Source organism: Arthrobacter sp. 05T410 (assembly GCF_056396505.1).
In genome coordinates, this window is the sequence record NZ_JBFTLP010000001.1 from 438,761 (window position 1) to 461,608 (window position 22,848).

Below are 22,848 nucleotides of genomic sequence, written 5' to 3' on the forward strand. Positions count from 1 at the left end.
CGGCGCCTTCTGCTGAACATCCGCGATCAGAGGCCCTCAGTAGCTTCCAGCCGCCCCGAGCGAACCGCCTCGGCGAAGGCCTGGTAGTCCTTTTCGTTCTGGTCCGCGTACCGCTCGGAAAAATCGCTGATGGAGCGTTCGAACTTGTCGCTCTTACCCAAGTAAGTGGCGATTGCGATCGGGTCCCCTGACCGGGCGTGGGCACGGGCGAGGGTCCAGCCGCAGGCGTTGGCGTAGAAACCCATGCCGAGCGGTTTCATGCCTTCCACAATGGCTGAGCCCTTCATGTCACGCAGTTGGCGCCAGTAGAGGTACCGGTTGTCCTGCACGCCCTTGGTCCACCCCAGGAAGATGTCGCTCGCGGCCTGCATCATCCGCTGGCCCTGCACCACGCGCTCGCCCGGCTGCTTGAACTTGCTCTTCGGCAGGTGGTCCTCGAGCACTGACCTTGTGGCCTCCTTGACCTGCAGAAACAGCGGATCCTGCTCATCGCGGCCCTGGAGCAAGGCGATGAACGCCCGTGTGCCGACGCTGCCGACGCCCACCACCTTGCGGGCGACATCGATGACCTCGAAGCGCTCCAGCAAGATTCGTCGGTCGTCTGGCAGCGTGGCCCGGTAGGAACGGAGCTGCTCACGAACCGCTTTCTGAATCCCATCCGCAGACATGCCGAATGATTCCCCCAGCTCCCGTGAGGGAATGACGATCGGCGGCTGGCTGACGATCCGGTACTCCCCGTCCACCCGCTCGGCGAGCTTGGAGAGTGCCTGCAGGCTGTCGCGGGTGTGGGCCTTGGCGACGTTCTGTTTCGCCGTCTTTTCCATGCCGTGGGCTGCCTTCTTGAGGGCCTTGCCCTTTTGGGTTGCCACGGCCAGCTCAATGGTTTCCATCAGCTGTTCCTCGGACAGACGGGCGTACCAGATGTCCAGGGTGCCCATCTGTGCGAACTCTGCCATCGCCTCGCGGTAAGCCCGAACGGCGGTGAGTGTCGCGTCGCGCGTTTCTTCCTTGGTGAACGCGTTGTTCCGCGCCGCGATGGTGAAGCTCGCGGCCATGCGTTTGACGTCGTACTCAAATGGGCCGGGAAGTGTTTCGTCGAAATCGTTGAGATCGAACAACAGGGTTCGCTCTGGTGAGGCGAAGACGCCAAAGTTGGAAAGATGGGCGTCGCCGCACAGTTGGGATACCAGGCCGGCCCGGGGGGTGTCTTTCAGATCGGTTGCCATGATCTTGGCGGCGCCCCGGTAAAACGTGAACGGTGAGACCAGCATCCGGCCGTGCCGCACCGGCACGAGGTCTTGTTCGCGGGTGAGGTTCTGTTCCTCGAGCAGCGCGACCGGATCCGGGCGGTCGGGCGCGGGAACCCAGCCTGTGTGGCTGGAGACGGGCGTTTTTTCCCGGCGGCCCTTGCCCTTCGCAGCACGCTCCTCGACACTCGGATGCTTGACTTTTTTGGTCTCGGCCATGATCGGCGACCTCCCTGTTAGGTCCGGAACCGCCACCGGCACTGCTTGCCTGGGTCAGTCCCCGCCGAGCGCGCCACTGCGTCTCGGCTCAAGCTACTGCGATTCTGGCCCCGAACCGGCCCATCGTCAACGCATCGCTGATGGATCCCGCAGCGCAGGCTCAAAACGCCATCTGTTCCGCAGCCGGGCGACTGACCCATCGATTCATGCGGTTCGGGTGATGCCACCCCTGGTCGTGGCGGGTTACGTTCATGACGAGTCGGGCCGATCCGCTCACGTCGCGTCACTCGGCGCACAACACTGAAACCAGATGGAGACATAACCATGGCCGAAGAAGAAGCACCTGTTCTCGCCGTCCTCGCCGACATCACCGCCGTTTCGCTCGAACGCTCCACCCTTGAGCCTCGCGAACTGATGCTGGCCCGGATTGCGGCGCTCGCGGCAGTCGACGCCCCGGGCGCCTCCTACCTGTTCAACGCCGGTACCGCCGTAGACGTCGGCATCACCTTGGAGGATGTCCGGGGCATCCTGATCGCCGTTGCACCCATCGTCGGCACTCCCCGGATCGTGGCGGCGACCACCAATCTCGTCCAGGCGCTGGGCTTTGCCCTCGAAATGGCGGAGGAAGAACTCGAAGCAGGGACCCCGGACTAGTACCCTTACTTACGAACCGCACGTCACGGCGTCGGCAGTTCCTCGTTGCATCTGCCACGATGCCCTGACTAAAGGCGGCCCATGAACAAGAACCGGCTGGAGGCCTTCAGCGACGGCGTGCTGGCGATCGTCATCACCATCATGGTGCTGGAGCTTCACGTCCCCGCCGAACCGACCTGGCCGGCCCTGCTTCACGAGCTTCCAACGCTGCTCAGCTACCTGCTGAGCTTCATCTATGTCGGGATTTACTGGAACAACCACCACCACATGCTGCATCTGGCCGGGCGGATCAACGGTGGGGTGCTCTGGGCAAACCTGCATCTGCTGTTCTGGCTCTCCCTCATCCCCTTCACCACCCGGTGGATAAATGACACGGGCCTGGCGGAGGTACCCGTCCTCGTCTATGGGCTGGACCTGCTGTTCGCCGCCATTGCCTACTACATCCTGAAAACAACCCTGATCCGCCAGCAGGGACGCGGCGGCGCGCTGGACCGGGCCATGGGGCAGGACTGGAAGGGCAAGGGATCGCCGGCGCTCTACATCGCCGGGATGGGGCTCAGCCTGGTGAACCCGCTCTTGGGGATCGCCGCCTATTCGGTGGTCGCCGCGATCTGGCTCATCCCGGACCGGCGTGTGGAGCGGTTCATCGCACACACGTGAGTCCAGAGGCGCAGGTGTGTCCCGGAGCGGCTACTGCCGGACGCGTTGGGCCAGCGAGGCGCTCAGGAACCGCAGATGCGCCGGGGCCGGCGGTACCACGTGGGCCGCGTAGCCCGGGTGCTTGCCCAAGTACTTCTTGATGTAGGGACACACCGGAACGATCGTGAGGCCCGCGGCGATAGTCTCATCGAGTGCCTGCGCGGCCAGCACCCCGGCCAGCCCGCGGCCGCCATATTCCTCGTTGATCTCCGTGTGGTAGAAAATCCGCTGGCCCGCCCCGACGTCGTCCACGTAAGCGGCCTGGCCGATCACGGTGCCGGCGTCGAGCACTTCGAAACGGCTGCGCTGCGGGTTGTTACTGATGGTGATCGTGGTCAATATGGTCTCCTTGAGCGGGCCGGATTGGCCCGGCAGTCGGGCTTACGGGTGCAGGGCTGGCTGGGCTTGCCAGTATGGGCCTGCCGGAATGAACAGGTCAGCCGCGGGGCCGGATGCGGGCATTCGGCAGGGCCGGGGCAGGGAGAGCGGCGGGGCCGCCGGGCGGGAACGGGCCGAACCGCAGGTCGGATGCTCGCCCGCCGGCGTCCGCGCCGGAGTCCGCAGTGCCGGCGCCCGCGCTGGAGTCCGCAGTGCCGGAGTCCGCGCCGATCTCGGACTGCCACTGGTCCCTGTACGCGACGATCTCCTCATGGCTGCGGCCGACGAAGTTCCACCACATCACGATTTTTTCGCCCAGCGGCTCTCCGCCAATGAGGAGAACGCGGGCTCCCTCGCTGCCCGCGACCAGGGTCAGGGACCCGTGGCCGACGGGCAGGTACGCGAGGTTGTCCGTCGGGACCGGCTGCCCGTCCAGGGCAAGGTTGCCCGAGTCCACGAGCAGGCCGTGTTCGAAGGACACATCTGTTGCGAGCGTCAGCTCCGTCCCCGCTTCGAGCAGGAGCTCGGCACCGAGCAGGGGCGTGTGGGTGGTGACGGGCGAGACGGACCCGGCGAGTGCGCCCAGGAAGACGCGCATGGTCCAGCCGTTTCCGCTGACCGGCTCCGGACGGTAGTGCTCAAAGGTGGGCGCCATGTGGCGTGCCGTGTCCGGCAGCGCCACCCACAGCTGCGCGCCGTGCAGGACGGTGGTGTCCGGGGTGGAAAATTCCGAATGGCTGATGCCGCGGCCGGCGGTCATGAGGTTCACTTCACCGGGCCGCACCGCAGCGTGGAAGCCGGCCGAATCCCGGTGTTCGATTTCGCCTGTGAACAGCCAGCTGACGGTTTGAAGCCCGGTGTGCGGGTGGCGCGGGACTTTCATGCCGCCGGAATCGCCGACCTGGTCCGGGCCGTAGTGGTCCAGGAAGCACCACGCCCCAATGAGGCTGCGCTGGCGCTGCGGAAGGGTGCGCCGCACATCCATCGCGCGGGGGCCGCCCAGCGGGACCTGCCGCGGAACCAGGAGTTCGACGCCGGCGCAGGTCCCGTCCGTTTCGCAAAGGATTTCCTGGGGCGCGACTTCGGTATTGCTCATGATGACAGCCTAGCTTCGCGCGGTCCGCGGGTCAGCCTTCGGCACACGGCATGGACTTCCAGGACCGGGCCTCACATCCAGGCCGAACGGCGCAATGGGGGTTCCGCGCCGCCCGGGCGCTGGACCAGGATCTGGTTCACGCCCGTGATGCCAGCCTCGAAGCCGAGTGCGCTCGCGGCCATGTAGAGCCGCCACACCCGGGACCTACCCAGCCCGGCCAAGCGCACGGCCTCGTCCCAGTGCTCCTCCAGGTTCCGCACCCACGCCCTGAGCGTCAGGGCATAGTGGGGCCGCAACGCCTCGACGTCCATGATCTCCAGGCCCGCCGATTCGAGTGCAGCGACCATCTCCGAGAGGCTGAGCATCTCGCCGTCCGGAAAGACATAACGGGGAATGAAGGAGTCAGGGTCCGGCGGGGTCGCGCCGGCGTTCCAGGAAATCGCGTGGTTGAGCAGCCGTCCTCCCGGCCGGAGCAGGCCCTGCAGGTGGGAAGAATAGTGCTGGATCTGCTCGCGCCCTACATGCTCTGACATGCCGATGGAGCTGATCGCGTCGAACGGCCCGTCGTCCACGTCGCGGTAGTCCTGCACCCGGATGTCCACCCGGTCCGTGAGTCCGGCGTCCGCCGCCCGCTTACGGGCCAGGGCCGCCTGTTCGACCGAGAGCGTCACCCCGACGACGTCGGCCCCATAGTGTTGCGCGGCATGCAGCGCCAGGCTGCCCCAACCGCATCCCACATCCAGCACCCGCATGCCCGGCTGGAGCCCCAACTTGCGGCAGACCAGATCGAGCTTGGCGTTCTGGGCGGCGTCTAGCCCGGTCTCGTCCGACTCCCAGACCGCGCACGAGTACACCATGGAAGGGCCCAGGACGAGGGCGTAAAAGTCGTTCCCGACGTCGTAATGGTGGGAGATGGCCGCGGCATCGCGCCCCTTGGAATGCCGCCGGCCGTGCCGGCTCACGCGCGCTTCCTCCGGCGGCGGCGCCGGGTTCGTTCCGAGCGCGCCGAGCCGGACAGCTGTTTTGACCAGCGCGAACACCTCGCCGGGCGTCGGCGGCCGGAACGGTCCGGGCTCGGCGAACTTTCCCGCCGCACTGATGGCCGCGAAGGCAGCGAAGATGTCGCCGGGTGCCTCGATATCGCCGGCCACGTAGGCGCGGCTCAGTCCAAGCTGTCCCGGGGACCACAGCATCCGTCGAAGTGCCCGCCGGGACCGGAAAACGACGACTGGAGCGTCTTCCGGTCCCGCTTCCGAGCCGTCCCAGGCCTTCAGCCGCAGGGGGATGCCGTCGGTGCCAAGGATGATCGCCAGCGCGTCAGCCAGCCGTGAAGCCGCATTCGTGGATGCCGTCATGTCCAGTGCCTCAATTCCAGTGCCTCGTCTCCGGTGCTGCGGGCTGAGCCCGCCTGTTCCAAATCTAAGGGCATGACACGCCCGGCAACCAGAGCTTTGGTTCCGATTCCTTTCCCCGCCCCTCCCGTCTTCCCTGCACACCACGCCTGCCCAAAGCATCAGCGGCGGACGCCTCTGGCGCGTGGGGGTGCTGTTGCCTATGGTGTGTCCTATGTCTGAGTCTTTCTCGTCCCTCGTGGACACGTTCAAGAATGTCGGTGTGTCCCGGGCCTACGGGCCCGCCGTGAACATCGCAGGAGAAGAGATCGTCCCGGTAGCGGTGGTGTCCTTCGGCTTCGGCGGAGGCAGCAGCCCGGAAGACGCCCAGCCCGGCAGCGGCGGAAGTGGAGGCGGGGGCGGCGGCTTCGTCTTGCCCCTGGGCGTCTACGCCAAGGGCTCCTCGGGCCGCATGACGTTCCGGCCCAACACCGTCGTCCTTCTGGTGGCGCTGGCCCCTCTGGTGTGCGCCGTTGGCGTTTCGATCCGCGGCATTCTTCGCACTGTCCGTTCCCACCGCTAGCACCGCGGCCGCAGGGCCAAGGATTCCCCAAGCCCGTCCGGGCATCGTTGGGTCTGGCAGCCTGGGTCTCGGGCAGCCCTGTGGTCGGGCGTCGGACGGACTTGATCGACGATGAACTTATTCAGAACTGCATGTGCAGCAAGCCTGGGCGCGGCGCTCCTGATGACGGGTTGCGGCGCTCCCCCGGCCATACCGGGCCCCACAACCACGGTGACGGCGACGGCCCCGCCGTCCGTGGTGGTCTTCGATCCGCAGACCAGCGGCAAGGTTCTGGCCGAGCGGATCAAGGCCCGCGCCAAACCCACGGACCCTGGTGTCACGATTTCCGAAGTGGAGTGCAAGAACTTCCCGGATATCAAGGTCAACACGCATACGGATTGCCAGATGGTGGTTAACGGGGTCAAACGCGGGTACCGGGCCACGTTCACCGAGCGGGACGGCCACTACGTAATAAAGGCCCAGGAACTTACCTGGTAGGGGTCCCGGCGTAGGACATGGCGGGTTCCCGGTCGTCGTCGGCGTCGACCCAGGCCGCGAAGTCCTTCAGCGACATGAAGCAGTAGTAGTCGCAATACCGCAGGTTCTTCTTCTCCGACTTGCTCATGCCGGTAATTCGATGCAGGAGCGGCCACGGATGGGCCGGCGGGTGTTGCCCGTCCGCGCGGGCAGCCTCAGCCGCTGTTGCGCGCCCGGCTCGGCTGCACCCGCGGCGGTTCCCCCGGCATCTTCGGGAAGTCCGGCGGGAACGGCAGCTCCCCCAGCCCGGCTTCGAGGTCTCTGTTCCACCATTCCAGCAAAAGATCGACGGAGCCGGCGCCGCCTGCGTGCATGCCCTCCCACGGATCGCCGGAAACTTTGAGCCGCTCCGGAACGGTGGCGATCGTGAAATCAGCCGGGTCGACGGACCCGAGCTCTTCCCAGCGGATCGGGCACGACACCGTCGCGTTGGCGAGTGCGCGCGGGCTGTAGGCCCCCGCGATCGTGCGGTCGCGGTTCGCCTGGTTGAAGTCGACGAAGATGCGGGCGCCGCGTTCCTCTTTCCACCACGCGGTGGTGACTTGCGCGGGCATCCGACGCTCGAGTTCGCGGGCTGCCGCGATGACGGCGTGGCGCACGTCCAGGAACTCCCGGGTCGGCTCGATCGGGGCAAAGACGTGAAGCCCCCGGTTGCCCGAGGTCTTGATGAAGGCCTCCAGCCCGGCCTCCGCGAGTACGCGCCGCAACTCGCGTGCAACCGGAACGGCATCGACGAACCCGGTACCGGGCTGCGGGTCGAGGTCGATCCGCAACTCGTCCGGATAATCCGGCTTGCCGGCCCGGGAGGCCCAGGGGTGGAAGACCACCGTATTCATCTGCACCGCCCACACCGCGGCGGCGATTTCGTCAATGACCAGCTGGGGATGCGTGCGTCCGCTTGGATAGACGACGTCGACCGCGCGGATGAAGTCCGGGGCACCCTTGGGCGGGTTCTTGGAGAAGAATTGCTCGCCGTCCACCGTGTCCTTGAACCGCTGGAGCGTTACCGGCCGGTCCCCGTTCGCGGCCAGGAAGGCGTCCCCGACGTCCACCAGGTACCGGGCCAGGTCCAGTTTGGTCAGTCCCGGGCCGGGCCAGAGAACCCTCGCCGGGCTGGACACCCGCAACTCCCGGTCGCCGTGCGGACCGCTGACGGTGAGGTGGACTTCTTCCTTGGCCATGGGGACAACCTACCCCGGCGGCGTGGACAGTTGAAGAGCGGAACAGCCGTCCACCCGGCATGATGGACACATGACAACGCCCGAGTTCCCGATCACCCTTGAAGCCGGCGACGCCGCAGTGTCGGGCGTCTTTGCCGGGCCCGAGGACTCCTTCGCAACCCTGGTTGTTGCCCACGGCGCCGGGGCGGGAATGGACCATCCGTTCCTTGTGGGCTTCACCCGCGCCCTGAACGAACTCGGCGTCGCCACCCTGCGCTTCAACTTCCCCTACCGCGAGGCAGGACGAAAATTCCCGGACCGGCCGCCGGCTGCCATCGCCACCTGGCGGGCGGCCATGGCCGCAGCCGCGTCCCGTTCCGCGGGCCGGCCGTTGTGGGCCGCCGGGAAATCGTTCGGCGGACGCATGGCCTCAATGGCCGTCGCGGAAGGCATGCCTGCCGCCGGGTTGGTCTATCTGGGCTACCCGCTGCACCCGCCGGGGAAACCGGAAAAGCTCCGCGACGAGCACCTCTACGGGCTGACGCTGCCGATGCTGTTCCTGCAGGGCACGCGGGACACGTTCGCCACCCCGGAACTGCTCGAGGCCGTGGCGGCCAAAATCGGGCCGTCCGCGACGGTGGAGTGGCGCGAGGGCGGGGACCACTCCTTTGCCGTTGCCGGCGCGAAGCGCAGTGCCGACGAGGCGGGGGCGTCACTGGCGGCGACGGTCGCCGACTTCCTGAAAACACACGGCGATATTCCCGCGGCCGCGCTCCCCTGACCGGTCTGGCATCACGGCCCGGCCTAGCCGACGTCGCCGAACCGGCCCGCCCCGTGCTGCACACGCGCCTCGATGGCGTCGGCGGCAGCCACGGCCCCTCCCGCGCTGCGGACAACATCGCGCATCGCGGCCAGGTTGCGCCGGACCAGCTCGTCCGTATGGACCGCGGTGACCGCGGCCCGGAGCGCGTCGGACCCGACATCCTCCGGAGCAAGGCGCCTGCCCAGACCCAGTTCTTCCAGCCGGCGGGCGGTGGCCGCCTGTTCCGGCTGCTGGGGCACGGCCACCATTGGGACGGAGTAATACAGCGCTTCCATGGTCGAATTCATGCCGGCGTGGGTGATGAAGACGGCGGTCCGGCGCAGTACCTGCAATTGCGGGAAGAACGGCCGGACCCGGACGTTCGGCGCAATCGTGCCGAGATCGGCCAGGCTGGTCTGGTCCCCAACGGCCATCGCGACGTCCCACTCGCTTCCGCCGAAGGCATCAAGGCACATCCGGAAGAAGTCCGGCCGGCGGTTCAGCGGGGTGGTGCCCAGCGAAATGAACAACAGCGGTCCCGTTCCCTCACGCTCCCATTCGCCGTCGGTATCCCGGCCGCCGACGCTGGGACCCACAAACCGGAACCGGTCATCGAAGGTCGCCCCCATGGGCTGGAATTCGCGGGGTAGGAACACGATGTTGAACGGCGCAGGCGGACCATCGAACATCCGCGGTGTCCGCACGCCCTGCCCGGCCGCGAACTCCGCCAGCAATCGGCCCATGGCCAGCGCAACCTTGGCCATCTCATCGGCGCCGTCCGGTGGCTGGGCAGGCATCAGCGATCTCAGCGAGAAGTGCTCGTTGGTGGCATAAGTGGGCATGAGGGCAATGGCCGGGGCGCCGATCTTTTCCGCCGCCATGCTGCCGCTAAGCGTCATCGCGTCAAAGCAGATAGCGTCCGGCGGGTCCTGGCGGAGTTGATCGACCAACGCCGGAAAGCTGGTTCTGAGGTCCTCGAACACGCGGTGCATGATCGGCAGCATCAGGTGCGCCTGTGCCCGCTGCCCGGGCCCCAGGGCGGGCAGCGATGCCATCCAGTTCCCGCCGGACGCGTGAAAGTCCGCGCCGGCCTTGCGGATCAGCGGTCCGAAGTCGGCGGACGTGAAATATGTGACCCTGTGCCCCCGGGCCACGAGCTCCGCCACCAGCGGCAGGGTCGGGTTCACGTGTCCGTAGGCGGGAATGGAGACGAACGCAAGGTGCATGGCCATCACTCTTCATCGCGTGGCTGATTATTGTTTGACCGGCCCGTTTGACCGGCCTGTTTGCCCGGCGTCCCGCGGGCCGGGAGGCCCGCCGGTGTCGTGCTCCTTCATCATGCCCCTGTTGCCCGGGCGGCGCGAGTGGTCAGTTGGCAGCGCCGGGCTGCCGGTCCGGCGTCAGTTCCGCGGCTTGGTCCGGGCTGTCGCGGGTGCGGTCCATGGGTCTTCTGGCCACGGGTGCCGCGGATAGCGGCCGCGCATTTCGGCCCGGACCTGGGCATAGGGCCCGGACCAGAAGGACGCGAGATCGTCTGTCACGGCCAGGGGCCGGCGGGCCGGCGAGAGCAGATGGAACAGCACCGGCACGCGCCCGTCGGCCAGTCGCGGCGTCTCGGCCCAGCCAAAGCACTCCTGCAGCTTGACGGCCACTACGGGCCGGCCGGTGGCGTCTGCCGCGTCCGGGTAATCGATCCGGATCCGGGATCCGCTGGGGACCGCCAGCGACTCGGGTGCCAGTTCGCCCAGCCGGGCCGCCTCGGGCCACGGCAGCAGCCGGCTCAGCGGGCCGGCGAGGTCGATCCCGCCCGTCGACGCCCCGCCGGCCAACGCCGCGAGCTCCGGGGCCAGCCAGTCCTGCAGCCGGGCCAGCAACGCCGGTTCGGAAACGTCGGGCCATGCCCCGCCCAGCTCCCGGTGCAGCAGGGCAAGACGGCGGCGCAAGCCGTCCGCCGCGTTCGACCATCCGATGGTGGCCAGCCCCTCGCTGGCCAGGGCGCGGGCCACGGCTGCGCGGCCCTCCTCCGCAGGAGGCCGCACCGGGGTGGACGAGAGCACGATCGCGCCCAGGCGGCGCTCCCGCCGGGCCGAGACCCGGCCCTGGCTAAACCGCGCCTGCAGCGTGTCGCTCAGGAGGTTGCCGGCGGCGGCCTCTGCGGTGTCCGCGGTCAGCGGCGCCGCAGAGCGGATGACGGCACCGGTCCCCGCGGCGTCGCGCCCTTGTGCGCGGGACACTTCGGCCACTCCCAGCCATTCGTGCCCGGACAGGGCGCTGCCGGCCGGCAACCCGGCCCGCGTTCCGGAGGTCAGCAGGTATTGCGCCGGCCCCTGGCCCGGAACGCGGCGCGCCACCCGGTCCGGGAAAGCCAGGGCGACGACGAACCCGACCGCCTCCGCGGCACCAACGGCCCCAGCAGATGCAAGCGGCGCGGCGCCGGATGGCTTCTGATGCCCGCCACCGGTGGATTCCTGCCGGGCGATTGACTCCATCCGCCGGACGTCCTCCGACCAGCGCCGGGATCCGGGATCCCGGCCCGTCCGCAGCGCGGCAAGCAGCCTGGTGAGGTCTGCGCCCGGTGCGCGCTGGTCCCCCGAGACCAGGGCAACGGCCTCGGCCGCCGTGCGGTAGCCCACCGTCGCGGCGCCGTCCAGCAGGGCGCGGGCCAGCCGGGGATCAGTCGGGACCCGGGCCAGGGTCTTGCCCACCTCGGTTGCGTGACCCTCCGCGGTGACGGCGCCGAGTTCCCGCAGCACTTCGACGGCCTCGTCCATCGCGGCCCGGGGCGGCGCGTCCGGCAGCGCCAGTCCCCGGCCGCCGGGGGATCCCCAGCAGGCCAGGACCAGGGCGGCGCCGGTCAGGTCAGCTGCCGCGATCTCCGGCGCCGGGTGCGCCGGCGCAGCGCCAAAGGCCCGCTGGTCATAGCAGCGGATCACCGTGCCCGGGCCCTGGCGTGCGGCACGGCCGGCACGCTGGTCCGCGGACGCCCGGGAGCAGGACACCGTCACGAGTCCGGACATTCCGCGGCCGGCGTCGCGCCGCGGCTCGCGGGACAGCCCGGAATCGATGACCAGCCGGACGCCCGGAACAGTGAGGGAGGACTCGGCGAGTGCGGTGGAAACGATGATCCGGGCAGCCCCGCCGGGCTCACGCCCGGAGACGGCGCGGTCCTGCTCCGCCGGCGGGGCCTGGCCGTGGAGTTCAAGAACCTCGGCGCGGCTCCGGCCGCGGAGCCGCGCAGCCACGTAGGAAACCTCCCAGGCGCCGGGAACAAACACCAGGGCGTCCAGATCCCGTCCGCCAGCCAACGCGGCCGCGTGCCCGGCCGCTGCCGTGTCGGCCACATGGTCCAGGAAGGCCCGGGCCACGCCCCGCTCATCCAGCCGCGGCGCCGGCGCGGGGGCCCATTCCACGTCCAGCGGAAACAGCACGGACGGACAGTCGATGACCGGTGCCGGGCCGCCGCCGTCGTCATTTCCGTCCGCCGCCCCACCGATCGGTGCGTCTCCAATCAAGGCGGCGAAGCGGGGGGCATCGAGGGTGGCCGACATGGCGACGAGGGCGAGGTCGCCGCGCAACTGGCGGACTTCGGCGAGCATGCCAACGAGGAGGTCGGTCTCCAGCCCGCGTTCGTGGACCTCATCGAGGATCACGGCGTCCGTGCCCTCGAGCCCCGGGTCCGCGAGGAGGCGGCGCAACAGGATGCCGGGGGTAACGAACTCGATCACGGTACCCGGGCCGGTCTGGCGTTCCCCGCGGACCGTGTAGCCCACGCGGTCGCCGAGCCGGGTGCCGTCCAGGGCGGCCATGCGCCGGGCGGCCGCACGGGCAGCGACGCGGCGCGGCTGGGTGACCACGATCCGCGGGCGCCCGCCCCCCACGCCGGCGGCGATGTTGGCGAGCAGCGGCGGCACCAGTGTTGTCTTGCCTGTGCCAGGAGGCGCCTGCACCACCGCGGACGCCCCCGCACCGCCGGCCTGCAATGCCGCCGCGAGGGCTCCCAGCGATTCCGCAAAGGCCAGGCCAGCCCCGATGGCGCCGAGGTCGAAGAGGCCCTTCGCGCAGGCTGGGTCCAGGGGTGCGGTCGCGGAAGTCACGCCTCCATTGTCCCTGCAATGGAGTCCTGGCCATCCATCCGGCGCCGCGCCGCTGTGCCGGCGCTACGGGCGCGCGGCCAGCAGCGTCTTGCCGCTCGCGACGGCGCGGATTTCAATGCTGCGGATATCGGCTCTCGGGACAACCGTGGTGGCCGTCGGCGTCGCCACTGTCCCCGGCGTTGCCGTCCAGGTGGCCACCTGGGTCGTGGCGCCGCGGGAGTCGACAACCACCAATCCGTACTCTTCCGGCGCGCGGAGACCACCCGGCAGAGCGTAGTCGGCCGGGGACGGCGTGTACGTGCACTGCCAGTCGATCTGCGTTCCCCACGGCTGCGTGGTCAGGGATCCGGTGGCCACCATGGCGCTGTCGGCGACCGGCGTGAAGTCCAGGGCCGTCGCGGATGCGGCCTGGATCTGGGCAGCCGGGGGCGGGGAGGCCGTGACCTCAACGTAAACCGCGCCTGCGGCGGCAGCGGCGCCCAGCATGATCCCGGCGACAGCCAGGCGGGTGCGCCGGCGGCCGCGCTGGACCTTATGCGCCAGCCCGGGCTGCAACGTCGGCGTCCGCCGTTCGCCGTCCGTCCGCCCGAGGGACTGGGCTTCCTCGGGTGAGAGTGCTGCCAGCAGCGACGGCAGTCCGGCAAGGTCGGCGACGGCGGCCCTGCAGCCCGCGCAGCCGGACAAGTGCTCCTCGAACTCGCGCCGCTCCGAGGAGATGAGGGAACCCAGCACGTACGCGGCATCCCAGCGGCGGTACTCATCGGTTCCGTTCTGGTTCATGGCGTCACGCCTCCCTCCTGCAGGGCCAGCCGCATCGCCCTCAGCGCGTAGTGCAGGCGCGACTTCACCGTTCCCTCGGCCAGTTGAAGATTTTGCGCGATCTCGGCGGTCGTCTCCCGCAAATAGTACGAATGAATGACGACGGCCCGGTGCTCGGCGGACAGCCCGGCGAGCGCATCCGAGACAAGCCACCCGTCCAGGATCCTGTCGACCCGGTCCGCCTCCGGAATCTCAGGCAGCTGATCGGTTCCCGTTTCGTGCCGGCGCCGGGCGCTGCGCCGGTCATCAATGACGAGGTTGCGGGCAACCGTGTAAAGCCAGGCCCGCACCGCCGTCTCCGGGCGCCGCAGAATCGCCGGGTGTTTCCACGCGCGGATCAGCGTCTCCTGCACGACGTCATCCGCCAGGGCGCTGTCACGGGTCATCCCCATGACGAACCGCCATAGCGCCGGGCCGTAAGCCTCCTGCAGCGATCGCAGTAACTCGGCCTCCTGATCGGACATTTCCGCCTCCTTGGAGGTAGGACGACGCCGGGGGGCAAACAGTTCACTTGCGCCCGGCGCGGTCAATGGCCGCAGCCGGCGTTGAACCTGCAGGCTGCCGGAACCGTTGTAGGGACAGGTCCGGCCGCCCCTGGCCGGCCATCCCAAAGGAGAGCACAATGAAGATTCTTCGCCCGGCGACTGCCGCCGCGGCGTTGGGCGCCATCCTGCTGCTGGGGGCCTGCTTCGCCGGGCGCACAGCGACGCCGGCACCGGCCCCCTACACAGTCCCGTCAGTTCCTGCGACGGGGACCCCCACGCCGTCGCCCAAGGACCCAGCCGGCAACGCGGCTCCGCCGTCGACGGTTGCCCCGCCCGTTGTGCCGGCTCCGCCGTCGACCGTTGCCCCGCCCGTTGTGCCGGCTCCGCCACGGTACGCTGCGCCGCCCGCCCCGGCACCCATGATCCGGCCGCCGGCGCCCGCCCCGCGGCGCGTCGTTCCACCGGCGCCGCGGCCCATGGTTCCGCCGCCCGCCCGGGTGCCTGCCGGAAACGATCATGATGCCGACAACAACGGAGGACCGGACGACGGTGACGGCAACAGGTAGCAGCCACGGGGCGCTTGGGCCGGGCACCGGCAGGGGGCTCCTGTTCGGGGTGCCGGCGGCGCTAGCGGCTTTGGCCCTCAGCGCGTGCGGCAGTCCGGCCGGGAACCAGACGGCGGCGCCTGCCTCCGGCCCCACCCCGTTCGCGTGGTTCCGTGCCGGACCGGCCCCGGCAGGATGGCAGCCGCTGGAGCTTCCGGACACCACAGCCGTGCTGGCCATCCCACCTGATGCCGCTCCCGTGCCGGGCGACCCCGGCAGCGTGTCCGCGACCGTCACCGCCCCCGACGGGGACCTCCAGATCTATCTCAACGCCACGCCGCAGCAGGGCGACGAGTCGCTGGCCAATTGGCCCGAATTCCGGCTGGCCCATCTCACGGGCGAGAACGCCGCATCCGCGAGCCGGCTGCAGTACCGCGCCGGAATGGGGTTCCGGGGAGGCACCGGTTCCTGCGTGGAAGACACCTATGTAACGCGGATCGGTGCCCACAAATACCGTGAAATTGCCTGCCTCGTTGCAGGAACCCGGGGAAGCAGCGTCCTGGTTGTGGCCACGCCGGCCGATTCCTGGGACCGCTTCAGCCCCGTGCTGCAGCAAGCGGTGGACGCGTATGCCCCCGAATAGGGGCACGGCCCCATCCCCATCGAGCAGGGTGGCCTGGACCGTCGAAGGAAGCCGGCTGGTCCTGGCCGGTTGGTTTAGTCACAGCGAAGGCGGGAGACTGGATCAACTCGATCACGAAAGTGGGAACCACATGATCAATCTCAAGCAAGACGCCGAGGGGTTCATCCGCATGAACCGGCACTTCCCGGAAAAATCGCTCATCAGCATCACGTTCACCGATGGCTCAGAACACGTCTATTCCGGGCACCGGCTCAACGGCATCTACGACAAGGCCCTGGCAGAGTACCGGGCGCAGAACCACCTGGATGCCAAGGGGTTCTCGCGGGCGCCCAGGAAAACGGTTCAACCCGCGAACAAGATCGAATTTGTTCCGGTGCACGCCGGAATGGACCCGTAGCGGCGCCCCTGGCCACCCAACGTCCGCCTGGGCCGTTTGCCGCGGCCGGGTCGCCGCGGGCCCTGCCGGATCAGCCGACGCCAACCGCGCCCGGCCCGTGCGCCGGGCGGCGGAGGGCGCGGGCGCGGATCCGGAGGTCGTTGTCGTGCACCCGCCGGTCGACGCCGGGCACCGGAGTCGGAGTGCTTCTCGGCCGCGGAGCCACCGGACTTGCCGGCGGCTCCGGGCACAGATCACTGATCAGCCCCATGCCGGCGTACTCGCGCACCGCGGTGATGCCGGCAACCGCTGCAGGCTTGTCCGCGAAGCCCTTTGACACGGCCAGTACTGCCCCGTCCGGTGCCCTGAGCCGAAACCTGAAGCAGGCATCGGCGTCAACGAAGAGTTCAAATGTGCCGGCCATGGCGATCCTCCCGATTCGCGGGCTCCCCGTCCGGACATCATTGCCACGGGGTGAAGGGGAAAGCGTCGCTGCTGCCCGCTGGTTTGGTTTGTCCCTGAGGCTGAACGGATGATGTCAGCCCGTCATTAAAGTCTCGCTGCGGCCGTGGAACGCCCACAAGGCAAGTCACGTAAATCCCAGGTAAATAAAAGCCAACAGCCGTGCGCGGGCAGCCGCCGTCTGGGTCCGCCGCGGGCAGGAACACTGGCGCCTTCGCGGTACCCCTACAGGGGCGGCCAATGGTCGCGGCAGTAGTCACCGCGGCTGGCGCCGGGAGACCCTTGCGGGATGACGCGGTCCCAGGAGGGGGCGACGGCCTCGCTCCGCTCTGAAGGCTCGGCTGCCGCGGTGCGGCCTGCGTCGCCGGGAAACCAGGTCATGACTGAATCGTTGGACAACGTACCCCCCATTGTTCTTGGCTGGAGGCGCACCGGCTCGCATTACGGACCGCCATGCGCCTCACGCAAGACTAACCGGGAGCACTGACACCAAAACAGGGACTTTGGACCGTATCGGCGAAAGGCCGCGGGCGCCTACCCGTGACCGCCCGCAGGCCGCCGCCAACGGCTTCCCGGCGCCCAACAGCCCGGAGCGACGGGCAGAAGTGTTTCATTCATTGGAAATGGAGGTCGCCGCGGCGGAGAATCAGGGGCAGTCTTGGGGGCAGCCCGCGCTCCACAGACAGGAAAGAAGGATGCGATGTCCCTCAGCGTTGAGGAAATGAACAAAGAGCTCCCGTTGGCGAATGTGCTGCCGGGCGACGCCGTCCCGTACTACATGGCGTCGGGCGAAGGCGCCCGCTATGAGATCAACGGCCAGCTGGTCACGGTGATCGCCCGGGCTGCGGACACCGGCGGCATTTTCAGCGCCGCCTACATCTCCGGCGGCATGGGGACCGAATCGCCGTTTGTGAGCCACGCGGTGGAACACAAAACGCTGTATGTCTTCGACGGCGTCCTGCACGTCTGGCTGCCGGGCGAAAGCCGCATCCTGACTCCCGGGGATTCCGTGGTGATCCCGCCGGGAACCCCGCACGCGTACCGGATGGCAAGCCACTACACCCGGTTCCTGAACTGGATGACCCCGGGCGGCGCCGAGGCCTACTACGAACGCGTCGGCACACCCATCGATTCGCACGTCCCTCCTGTCACCCCGGGCCGGAAGCCCAGCCTGCAGGAGTGCGCGGCGGTAGGAGCCGAATTCGGCATGACGTTCCCCGACGTCGAACGGGTGGCACCGTCTTTCCGGCAGGACGCCGGGCTGCCGGCGGCCCAGAGCCCGTACTTCCTCAGTGCCGGCGAGGGCGAGCGGATGGTCAGCTACCAGACCATGTTCACGTACCTGTCCCGGCCGGCGAACACGGGATCGAACTACTTCGCCGTCCACACCAAGGGTGCCAAGTCCCCCTACATTCCGCTGCACTTCCACGAACAGCACACGGAAAACTTCCTCTGCACCGAGGGCCGGATGTGGATCTACGCCAACGGCCGCGAAGTGCTGCTCACCAAGGGCGACTTCCTCCACGCCCCGGCCGGGACCATCCACTCCTTCGCCTTCGATTCCCACAACACCCAGATGGTCGGGTTCCTGACGCCGTCGGTCTTCAACGGTTTCTTCGAGTACTTCAACAAGCCCACGGAGGACTACATATACACCGAGGGCGGCGAGCCCTACATGGACATGGAGGGCTTCGGCCGGGCCCAGGCCGAGATGGACCTGACCGTGGTGGGTCCCCCGCCGCAGCGCAGGGCTGCGCTGGACATCTAGGCGGACCGGGGCATCTGGCCCGGTTTTCCGGTCCGGCTGCAGGTCCCACGCGAATGGCCCGGAACCCTTTTCGGAGGGTTCCGGGCCATTCGCGTCGGTGGACGGCTTGTCAGCGGTTCATGATGCGTGCAGAGCCTGGCGCACCAGCTCGCGCCCGTAGTCGTTGCCGTTCGGGGTGCGCAGCACCGTGTGCATGTGGAACGGGGCCGGGGTGTCATTGCTGAGGAAGACGCCCGTGTGGTGGTCCAGTTCCATGACCAGCACGGGGCTTTGCAGCCGGAAGTAGAAGGCGTCCTGCGCCTCCCATCCGCCGATCCAGCAGAACCAGGTTTCGTCCCAGTGGGCCGCGATCTCCCGCCGGCGGGCGGTCCGCGGCCCGTCGGGGAGGAACGCGATGAAGTCTGCCACGAGCTCGTCCAGGATCGCGCGTGCCGCGGCGGGCATCGCGTTGACCGGGATGCCCTCGTAGGGAATCACGCGGTTGTCCTGGAAGCAGCCGGCCAGGTGCCGTTCGTCCCCGGGGTGCAGCCTGCCCTCCGGCATGGCCGGGTCCTGCATGTCCGCGAAGAGCGTGGCCTCGTCCCGCAGCGGCCCGGGCAGGGATTGCATCAGGCGCCGCGCCAGGGCGATCCGCTCCTTGAAAACGGCCACGCCCTGGTGCGGGCCGGCGTCGATAACGTCCGGTTCGGCGCCGAGGAACACCGGCGAGACCACCAGCTGGGTCCCGGCCACCAGGACGTTGAGCGCCACGTGGTGGCCGAAGAGCTGCCAGCCCCACGGGGCCGTCTCCGACGGGTCACCGTAGAGGGCGAAGTTGTAGCTGAACTCGTTCATCAGCTCCGGCAGCTCCACCAGGCCGCCCAGGAATCCATTGATCCGCATCAGGTTCCGGACCAGCCCGTAGCCGGCCGGACTCAGGCTCGCCGCAAAGATAGCCAGGATCTGTTCGCGCACGCCCTGGTCCAGCTCGTCCAGGCGCAGGCCCGTGTCATGTTGCAGGAATTCCGGGTTGGCCCAGCTCTGCCATTCGTGCGCGTCCACCCCGTAGCGGAGCTGTTCGGCCTGGGCCGGCGTGAGTCGTGCCAGCAGGTCCCGGGCGGCGGCCGTCATGGCGGCCGCCGGCGCCTCCTCCCCCGCCGGTGCCGGCTCGAGGGGGTACAGCCCGGCCCGGTGGACACCGTCGCTGGTCACCCCGGTGAAAGGCTCGGGGTATTGGGCGGCCCAGCCCTGGATCATGGGACCCGCGAAGGGATCGGTCTTTGCCGCCTCGGCATAGCCGCGGGCATCCAGGCCACGGATCTGCGCCACCCGCGGATGGTCGGGCGGGTAGAGATAGTCACGGAAGGACGGCACGGACACGTGTTCTCCTGTCGGGTTCTTCGGATGGTGTTGCCAGCGGCCAGCCGGCGGCCACGCCAATGGCCGCGGCGGCCCCCGCGGGGTCGGTCCCCCGCCAGGCGACGTGCTGATCCGGGCGGACCAGCACCGCGGCGGCCTGCCAGTGCGTGGTCATCGGGGTTCCGTGCTGGTCGGGTCCGACGTCGACGACGGACAGCGGGATTTTGTGGATCGCGGCGGCGGCCAGGACCGCCGTGCAGGCCTGTCCGGCGGCCGCGCCGCCCAGGCTGTCGCGGTCCACCAGGAGGGTGAAGCCGGTGTCCAGCAGGTCATAGAGCGACGTTGTCGCGTCGAGCCAGGCGTGCGGCAGCAGCGATCCGGGGCTGGCGGAGGGGTCGTAGCTGACGGGGTCCTCGGCGGGGACGGGCAGTCCGTCCGGGACGACCAGAGGCGAGGAGCCGTACGTGTAGCCCAGCACAAGTCCCAGCGAGTCGAACTCGCTTTGTTTGACGGCCAGCGCCTCCTTGGCGACCCGCCGGGCTGCCTCGCCGTCCGCATCCGCCCGGCCCAGGGCCGGGTCCGCGAAGTGGTAGGCCAGCGACTTCCCGTTGGCGGCGGCGTCGCGGATGGTCCGGGCCGCGACGGGCCGGCGCTCCAGCTCGTAGCTGCCGGGCAGGGCCGGGCCGGCCCAGCCCGCCAGGGCGGCGGCGATCTTCCAGGCCAGGTTGGCGGCGTCGCCGATGCACGTGTTGAACCCGTGCCCGCCCCAGGGCGGATTCAGGTGCGCCGCGTCCCCGACCAGGAACACGCCGTCGTGCCCGTATCCCGGGGCGAGCAGCATGCGGGCCGTCCAGGGGTCGGTGGCGATGACCTCGACGTCGACGTCGGCCCCGACGAGCGAACGGACCAGGCGTCCGGCGTCGGGTGATGCGCTGCCGTCCACGCCCTGGATGATGGCCCACCAGGTGCTGCCGAGGTCCAGCCGCCCCACCATGCCCGAAACCTCGGGTCCCAGGACCCAGTACTGGACGGCCGGGTCCAGGGTGATCGCGGCGGCGAGGGTGTCGGAACGGAACAGGACACTGATGTTGGAGAGCTCGGCGGAGCCCCCGGCGAGGCGGATGTTCAGCCGGCGGCGCACGGTGGAGGAACCGCCGTCGGCCGCGGCGACGAAGCTGCAGTCCACGGCCTTGCGCCGCCCGGTTGCGTCGGACACCGCCACGCGCGAGCCGAAGCGCGGCCGGCCCGGGCCCGGCGTGCCGCCGCCCTGGTTGATGTCCAGGTCTTCCACGCTCAGGCCGGTCAGCAGCGTGACGAGTGGGGATTCGGCGGCGGCCTCCCGCAGCACGGCCTCCATGACGGGCTGCGGGACCTGCTGCCCGCATTCCGGCTGGGGACCATACCGGCCAGGGACGAGCTGGAAGGCCTGGCGGAACCGGGTGACTTCGTGGCCGGTGAGGGCGGAGCAGAAGATGACGTCCTGGGCGTAGGAGACCGGCAGCGGCGCGGCGTCGCGGAGTTTGTCGGCAAGCCCGAGGCGGCGCAGGTGCGTCATGGTGCGGGCGTTCGTGGTCTTGGCGCGCGGCCGGTCCTGGTCAATGGTGGTCCTCGGCTCGATGACGAGGCTGTGGATGCCGCGGTGCGCCAGGTCCAGGGCCAGGTACAGCCCGCTGGGTCCTCCGCCGGCGATCAGCACCGGCACCCGCTCCGGCAGGTCGCCGAGGGCCGCGTTGTTGACGGCCGTCATCAGGCCCGTGCCCGCAGTGACGGGCCGCCCACGGGCGTGGTGAGCGTTCCCAGGGTGTCGATTTCCACTTCGACCGTGTCGCCGGGCTGCAGGAGCCACGGCGGGGTCCGGACGTAGCCGACCCCCTCCGGGGTTCCCGTGGCAATGACGTCACCGGGATGCAGGGTCATCGTCTGGCTGATCAGGGCGATGATGGCCGGGACGGAGAAGATCATGTCCCGGGTGTTGCCGTTCTGGACCTCGGTGCCGTTGACACGGGTCCGGACCTGCAATCCCTCGCGTAGGTCCCCGGCCTCGTCGCGGCTGACCAGCGGGCCGAGGGGGCCGCTGAAGTCGCCGTTCTTTCCCAGGGTCCATTGGGCGGTGAGCTTTTGGGCCCGCCGCGCGGTGAGGTCGTTGAAGGTGGAGTAGCCGAAGACGGCTTCCGCGGCGGTGGCCTCGTCCGCGGATTCGACCCGCCGGCCCACGTAGGCGGCGACTTCGCCTTCCCAGTCCAGCCCGGCCTCGCCGGCGGGCACGGGCGCGGGGACATTGCCGACCGAAAGGGACGCGGTCCACCGGCCGAACAGCGTGGGGTATTCGGGCACGGAGAAGGAACCCTCGGCGGCGTGGGCGCGGTAGTTCAATCCCACGCAGATCACGCGGGCGGTGGGCGGGACCAGCGGGACTTCGGTGACGTCCGCCCGGTTCAGCGACGCGCCGCCGGCCGTCAGGGACAGGGACTTTTCCTGCCAGCCGGCGGCATCCGCCCAGAAATCCTGGACCGGAGCCAGTGGGTAGACCCGGCTGTCGGCCAGGGCCGCAACCCAGGCCGCGCCGTCGTGGGTGATGCCGATGTACTGCATGTGAAGGGCCTTTCAGGTTCCGCCCGGACGGGCGCGGTGAGGGAAGTGGTGATCGTGGAAAATTGGCACGGCAAAGCTGCCCTGGTCAGGCCGAGGCCTGCACTGGCTTCGCGGGGACGGGTCTGTCAGGGGAGGTGGGCCTGGCGGAGGAAGAAGTCGACGGTGGCATCCATGGCCTTCTGCGCGGCCGCCTGGCTGTGATCGGGCAGTACCCACATGTGGTCCGCGTCCTCGATCAGGAGCAGTTCGACGTCGGTACCGGCGGCTTCCAGCGCCGCCGCGAGGGACGTCGACTGGGCCGGCGGGACGAAGCGGTCGGCGGTCCCGTGGACCAGGAGGAAGGGCGGCGCCGCTGGGGTCACATGGCCCATGGGGCTGGCGGCAGCGGCCTTGCCGGGGGCCTCGGCCAGCACCGCTCCGATGAGCAGTTCTTCGCGTGAGGCGGGGTCGTCGGCACGGGCGACGGCGTTGGGCAGGCTTTGTTCGGCCATCGTGGCCAGGTCCGCGGGCGCGTACCAGGCTGTCACGGCAGCGACCGCGGCGTCGCCGGTGTCGCCAGGGGTGAGCCCCACGAGGCTGGCGAGATGCCCGCCCGCGGAGTCGCCCCACGCGAAGATCCGGTCAGGATCCACGCGGAACTCCGCCGCATGGTTCCGAAGCCAGTCCACGGCGGCCTTCGCGTCCTCCAGCTGCGCCGGGAACCGGGCGGCCGTACTGAGCCGGTAGTCCGCGGAGACCACTACGAAGCCTGCGTCCGTGAGCCGCCGGAACGGGCTGAAGCCGAAGCCGTCCAGGACCGGGCCGAGGGAGGATCGCTCCCCCGTCCGCCAGCCGCCGCCGTGGAAGTGCACGATGGCGGGGAACAGTTTCGGGGACGGCCCTTCGGCGGGGTGTTCTTCGGCGGCGGGGAGGTAGACGTCCAGCAGCAGGGGTTCGGCGCCCCCGGGGCAGGCGAACTCGATCCCTTCCAGGATCTGTTCTGCTGTCATCGTCGGCTCCATCTGCTGCTGGCCGGCCTCTCGAGGTGTTCCGGCGTCTGAA

General features: G+C 69.3%; 25 protein-coding genes. 9 read left to right on the forward strand and 16 right to left on the reverse strand.

Translation table 11 applies throughout. From position 1 onward, the window contains the following. Positions 1–26: 26 nt before the first annotated feature. A complete protein-coding gene (locus AC1DFR_RS02085) occupies positions 27–1,466 on the reverse strand; it encodes a DUF2252 domain-containing protein (RefSeq protein WP_476871511.1) in 1,440 nt (479 codons plus the stop codon). A 324-nt stretch (positions 1,467–1,790) separates the two neighbouring features. Between AC1DFR_RS02085 and AC1DFR_RS02090 the strand changes: the two genes are divergently transcribed. Continuing rightward, positions 1,791–2,120, forward strand: coding sequence for a carboxymuconolactone decarboxylase (locus tag AC1DFR_RS02090; RefSeq protein ID WP_476849568.1), 330 nt, complete (start codon positions 1,791–1,793; stop codon positions 2,118–2,120). A gap of 81 nt (positions 2,121–2,201) precedes the next feature. Then, positions 2,202–2,780 (forward strand): TMEM175 family protein, encoded by a 579-nt coding sequence (locus tag AC1DFR_RS02095; protein WP_028276784.1) that lies wholly within the window; start codon positions 2,202–2,204, stop codon positions 2,778–2,780. 30 nt (positions 2,781–2,810) lie between these two features. Here the strand turns inward: AC1DFR_RS02095 and AC1DFR_RS02100 are convergent, their stop codons facing one another. The 3 genes from AC1DFR_RS02100 to AC1DFR_RS02110 form a co-directional block, all read right to left on the reverse strand. Further along, positions 2,811–3,158, reverse strand: a complete 348-nt coding sequence (locus AC1DFR_RS02100) for a GNAT family N-acetyltransferase (protein WP_476872601.1) — start codon at positions 3,156–3,158, stop codon at positions 2,811–2,813. 97 nt (positions 3,159–3,255) lie between these two features. Beyond that, positions 3,256–4,293 carry a pirin family protein gene (locus AC1DFR_RS02105; protein ID WP_476872602.1) on the reverse strand — a complete coding sequence of 346 codons (1,038 nt, stop codon included), beginning with the start codon at positions 4,291–4,293 and terminating at the stop codon, positions 3,256–3,258. 71 nt (positions 4,294–4,364) lie between these two features. After that, positions 4,365–5,648, reverse strand: coding sequence for a class I SAM-dependent methyltransferase (locus AC1DFR_RS02110; protein ID WP_476872603.1), 1,284 nt, complete (start codon positions 5,646–5,648; stop codon positions 4,365–4,367). Positions 5,649–5,859: 211 nt separating this feature from the next. On the opposite strand from AC1DFR_RS02110, the gene AC1DFR_RS02115 reads away from it, so the two are divergent. Both AC1DFR_RS02115 and AC1DFR_RS02120 read left to right on the forward strand, forming a co-directional pair. Continuing rightward, entirely contained in the window at positions 5,860–6,207 is a 348-nt protein-coding gene (locus AC1DFR_RS02115) for a hypothetical protein (RefSeq protein ID WP_043436051.1), read from the forward strand. Positions 6,208–6,417: 210 nt separating this feature from the next. After that, the gene (locus AC1DFR_RS02120) at positions 6,418–6,684 is read left to right on the forward strand and encodes a hypothetical protein (protein ID WP_476849564.1); all 267 of its coding nucleotides are present in this window, start codon (positions 6,418–6,420) and stop codon (positions 6,682–6,684) included. On the opposite strand, the gene AC1DFR_RS02125 is transcribed toward AC1DFR_RS02120, so the two are convergent. Then, on the reverse strand, positions 6,674–6,811 hold the full coding sequence (locus AC1DFR_RS02125; RefSeq protein ID WP_164468558.1) for a hypothetical protein: 138 nt from the start codon (positions 6,809–6,811) through the stop codon (positions 6,674–6,676). The genes AC1DFR_RS02120 and AC1DFR_RS02125 overlap by 11 nt on opposite strands. A gap of 67 nt (positions 6,812–6,878) precedes the next feature. Then, positions 6,879–7,904, reverse strand: coding sequence for a non-homologous end-joining DNA ligase (gene ligD, locus AC1DFR_RS02130; RefSeq protein ID WP_476855982.1), 1,026 nt, complete (start codon positions 7,902–7,904; stop codon positions 6,879–6,881). A 70-nt stretch (positions 7,905–7,974) separates the two neighbouring features. On the opposite strand from ligD, the gene AC1DFR_RS02135 reads away from it, so the two are divergent. After that, positions 7,975–8,664, forward strand: coding sequence for an alpha/beta hydrolase family protein (locus AC1DFR_RS02135; protein WP_476872604.1), 690 nt, complete (start codon positions 7,975–7,977; stop codon positions 8,662–8,664). A gap of 23 nt (positions 8,665–8,687) precedes the next feature. Here the strand turns inward: AC1DFR_RS02135 and AC1DFR_RS02140 are convergent, their stop codons facing one another. The 4 genes from AC1DFR_RS02140 to AC1DFR_RS02155 form a co-directional block, all read right to left on the reverse strand. Further along, complete coding sequence (locus AC1DFR_RS02140) at positions 8,688–9,911, reverse strand: macrolide family glycosyltransferase (RefSeq protein WP_476872605.1); 1,224 nt, start codon at positions 9,909–9,911, stop codon at positions 8,688–8,690. Between the two features lie 174 nt (positions 9,912–10,085). Next, on the reverse strand, positions 10,086–12,779 hold the full coding sequence (hrpB, locus tag AC1DFR_RS02145; protein WP_476872606.1) for an ATP-dependent helicase HrpB: 2,694 nt from the start codon (positions 12,777–12,779) through the stop codon (positions 10,086–10,088). 63 nt (positions 12,780–12,842) lie between these two features. Then, entirely contained in the window at positions 12,843–13,559 is a 717-nt protein-coding gene (locus tag AC1DFR_RS02150) for an anti-sigma factor family protein (protein WP_230011360.1), read from the reverse strand. Beyond that, positions 13,556–14,062, reverse strand: coding sequence for a sigma-70 family RNA polymerase sigma factor (locus AC1DFR_RS02155; protein ID WP_230011359.1), 507 nt, complete (start codon positions 14,060–14,062; stop codon positions 13,556–13,558). Before AC1DFR_RS02155 ends, AC1DFR_RS02150 begins: the two co-directional genes overlap by 4 nt. A gap of 158 nt (positions 14,063–14,220) precedes the next feature. Between AC1DFR_RS02155 and AC1DFR_RS02160 the strand changes: the two genes are divergently transcribed. The 3 genes from AC1DFR_RS02160 to AC1DFR_RS02170 all read left to right on the forward strand — a co-directional run bounded on the left by AC1DFR_RS02160 (position 14,221) and on the right by AC1DFR_RS02170 (position 15,668). Next, complete coding sequence (locus AC1DFR_RS02160; protein ID WP_476872607.1) at positions 14,221–14,649, forward strand: hypothetical protein; 429 nt, start codon at positions 14,221–14,223, stop codon at positions 14,647–14,649. Next, positions 14,600–15,271 carry a hypothetical protein gene (locus AC1DFR_RS02165; protein ID WP_476872608.1) on the forward strand — a complete coding sequence of 224 codons (672 nt, stop codon included), beginning with the start codon at positions 14,600–14,602 and terminating at the stop codon, positions 15,269–15,271. Before AC1DFR_RS02160 ends, AC1DFR_RS02165 begins: the two co-directional genes overlap by 50 nt. 130 nt (positions 15,272–15,401) lie before the next feature. Beyond that, positions 15,402–15,668 (forward strand): hypothetical protein, encoded by a 267-nt coding sequence (locus AC1DFR_RS02170; protein WP_476871500.1) that lies wholly within the window; start codon positions 15,402–15,404, stop codon positions 15,666–15,668. Positions 15,669–15,738: 70 nt separating this feature from the next. Here AC1DFR_RS02170 and AC1DFR_RS02175 read toward each other — a convergent pair whose 3' ends face one another. Beyond that, entirely contained in the window at positions 15,739–16,071 is a 333-nt protein-coding gene (locus tag AC1DFR_RS02175) for a YegP family protein (RefSeq protein WP_476872609.1), read from the reverse strand. A 263-nt stretch (positions 16,072–16,334) separates the two neighbouring features. Continuing rightward, the gene (locus AC1DFR_RS02180; RefSeq protein ID WP_476849555.1) at positions 16,335–16,490 is read right to left on the reverse strand and encodes a hypothetical protein; all 156 of its coding nucleotides are present in this window, start codon (positions 16,488–16,490) and stop codon (positions 16,335–16,337) included. 319 nt (positions 16,491–16,809) lie between these two features. Between AC1DFR_RS02180 and AC1DFR_RS02185 the strand changes: the two genes are divergently transcribed. Beyond that, positions 16,810–17,877 (forward strand): quercetin 2,3-dioxygenase, encoded by a 1,068-nt coding sequence (locus AC1DFR_RS02185; protein ID WP_476872610.1) that lies wholly within the window; start codon positions 16,810–16,812, stop codon positions 17,875–17,877. Between the two features lie 117 nt (positions 17,878–17,994). Here AC1DFR_RS02185 and AC1DFR_RS02190 read toward each other — a convergent pair whose 3' ends face one another. From AC1DFR_RS02190 to AC1DFR_RS02205, 4 genes are all read right to left on the reverse strand, one after another. Continuing rightward, positions 17,995–19,236 carry a DUF3500 domain-containing protein gene (locus AC1DFR_RS02190; RefSeq protein WP_476872611.1) on the reverse strand — a complete coding sequence of 414 codons (1,242 nt, stop codon included), beginning with the start codon at positions 19,234–19,236 and terminating at the stop codon, positions 17,995–17,997. Beyond that, entirely contained in the window at positions 19,214–20,962 is a 1,749-nt protein-coding gene (locus AC1DFR_RS02195) for an FAD-dependent monooxygenase (protein WP_476872612.1), read from the reverse strand. The genes AC1DFR_RS02190 and AC1DFR_RS02195 overlap by 23 nt, the downstream gene beginning before the upstream one ends. Next, the gene (locus AC1DFR_RS02200; RefSeq protein ID WP_476872613.1) at positions 20,962–21,807 is read right to left on the reverse strand and encodes a fumarylacetoacetate hydrolase family protein; all 846 of its coding nucleotides are present in this window, start codon (positions 21,805–21,807) and stop codon (positions 20,962–20,964) included. The genes AC1DFR_RS02195 and AC1DFR_RS02200 overlap by 1 nt, the downstream gene beginning before the upstream one ends. Positions 21,808–21,932: 125 nt before the next feature. Then, positions 21,933–22,796 (reverse strand): alpha/beta hydrolase fold domain-containing protein, encoded by an 864-nt coding sequence (locus AC1DFR_RS02205; protein WP_476872614.1) that lies wholly within the window; start codon positions 22,794–22,796, stop codon positions 21,933–21,935. Between the last annotated feature and the right edge of the window lie 52 nt (positions 22,797–22,848).

What these genes read in the sequence shown, in the direction of transcription:
- AC1DFR_RS02115 (WP_043436051.1), top strand. Translation starts at nt 5,860, where the DNA reads ATGTCTGAGTCTTTCTCGTCCCTCGTGGACACGTTCAAGAATGTCGGT.
- AC1DFR_RS02155 (WP_230011359.1), bottom strand. Translation starts at nt 14,062, where the DNA reads ATGTCCGATCAGGAGGCCGAGTTACTGCGATCGCTGCAGGAGGCTTAC.
- AC1DFR_RS02165 (WP_476872608.1), top strand. Translation starts at nt 14,600, where the DNA reads ATGATGCCGACAACAACGGAGGACCGGACGACGGTGACGGCAACAGGT.
- AC1DFR_RS02110 (WP_476872603.1), bottom strand. Translation starts at nt 5,648, where the DNA reads ATGACGGCATCCACGAATGCGGCTTCACGGCTGGCTGACGCGCTGGCG.
- AC1DFR_RS02175 (WP_476872609.1), bottom strand. Translation starts at nt 16,071, where the DNA reads ATGGCCGGCACATTTGAACTCTTCGTTGACGCCGATGCCTGCTTCAGG.
- AC1DFR_RS02180 (WP_476849555.1), bottom strand. Translation starts at nt 16,490, where the DNA reads ATGACCTGGTTTCCCGGCGACGCAGGCCGCACCGCGGCAGCCGAGCCT.
- AC1DFR_RS02200 (WP_476872613.1), bottom strand. Translation starts at nt 21,807, where the DNA reads ATGCAGTACATCGGCATCACCCACGACGGCGCGGCCTGGGTTGCGGCC.
- AC1DFR_RS02160 (WP_476872607.1), top strand. Translation starts at nt 14,221, where the DNA reads ATGAAGATTCTTCGCCCGGCGACTGCCGCCGCGGCGTTGGGCGCCATC.
- AC1DFR_RS02150 (WP_230011360.1), bottom strand. Translation starts at nt 13,559, where the DNA reads ATGAACCAGAACGGAACCGATGAGTACCGCCGCTGGGATGCCGCGTAC.
- AC1DFR_RS02135 (WP_476872604.1), top strand. Translation starts at nt 7,975, where the DNA reads ATGACAACGCCCGAGTTCCCGATCACCCTTGAAGCCGGCGACGCCGCA.
- AC1DFR_RS02095 (WP_028276784.1), top strand. Translation starts at nt 2,202, where the DNA reads ATGAACAAGAACCGGCTGGAGGCCTTCAGCGACGGCGTGCTGGCGATC.
- ligD (WP_476855982.1), bottom strand. Translation starts at nt 7,904, where the DNA reads ATGGCCAAGGAAGAAGTCCACCTCACCGTCAGCGGTCCGCACGGCGAC.
- AC1DFR_RS02140 (WP_476872605.1), bottom strand. Translation starts at nt 9,911, where the DNA reads ATGCACCTTGCGTTCGTCTCCATTCCCGCCTACGGACACGTGAACCCG.
- AC1DFR_RS02195 (WP_476872612.1), bottom strand. Translation starts at nt 20,962, where the DNA reads ATGACGGCCGTCAACAACGCGGCCCTCGGCGACCTGCCGGAGCGGGTG.
- AC1DFR_RS02105 (WP_476872602.1), bottom strand. Translation starts at nt 4,293, where the DNA reads ATGAGCAATACCGAAGTCGCGCCCCAGGAAATCCTTTGCGAAACGGAC.
- AC1DFR_RS02085 (WP_476871511.1), bottom strand. Translation starts at nt 1,466, where the DNA reads ATGGCCGAGACCAAAAAAGTCAAGCATCCGAGTGTCGAGGAGCGTGCT.
- AC1DFR_RS02125 (WP_164468558.1), bottom strand. Translation starts at nt 6,811, where the DNA reads ATGAGCAAGTCGGAGAAGAAGAACCTGCGGTATTGCGACTACTACTGC.
- AC1DFR_RS02185 (WP_476872610.1), top strand. Translation starts at nt 16,810, where the DNA reads ATGTCCCTCAGCGTTGAGGAAATGAACAAAGAGCTCCCGTTGGCGAAT.
- AC1DFR_RS02090 (WP_476849568.1), top strand. Translation starts at nt 1,791, where the DNA reads ATGGCCGAAGAAGAAGCACCTGTTCTCGCCGTCCTCGCCGACATCACC.
- AC1DFR_RS02205 (WP_476872614.1), bottom strand. Translation starts at nt 22,796, where the DNA reads ATGACAGCAGAACAGATCCTGGAAGGGATCGAGTTCGCCTGCCCCGGG.
- AC1DFR_RS02170 (WP_476871500.1), top strand. Translation starts at nt 15,402, where the DNA reads ATGATCAATCTCAAGCAAGACGCCGAGGGGTTCATCCGCATGAACCGG.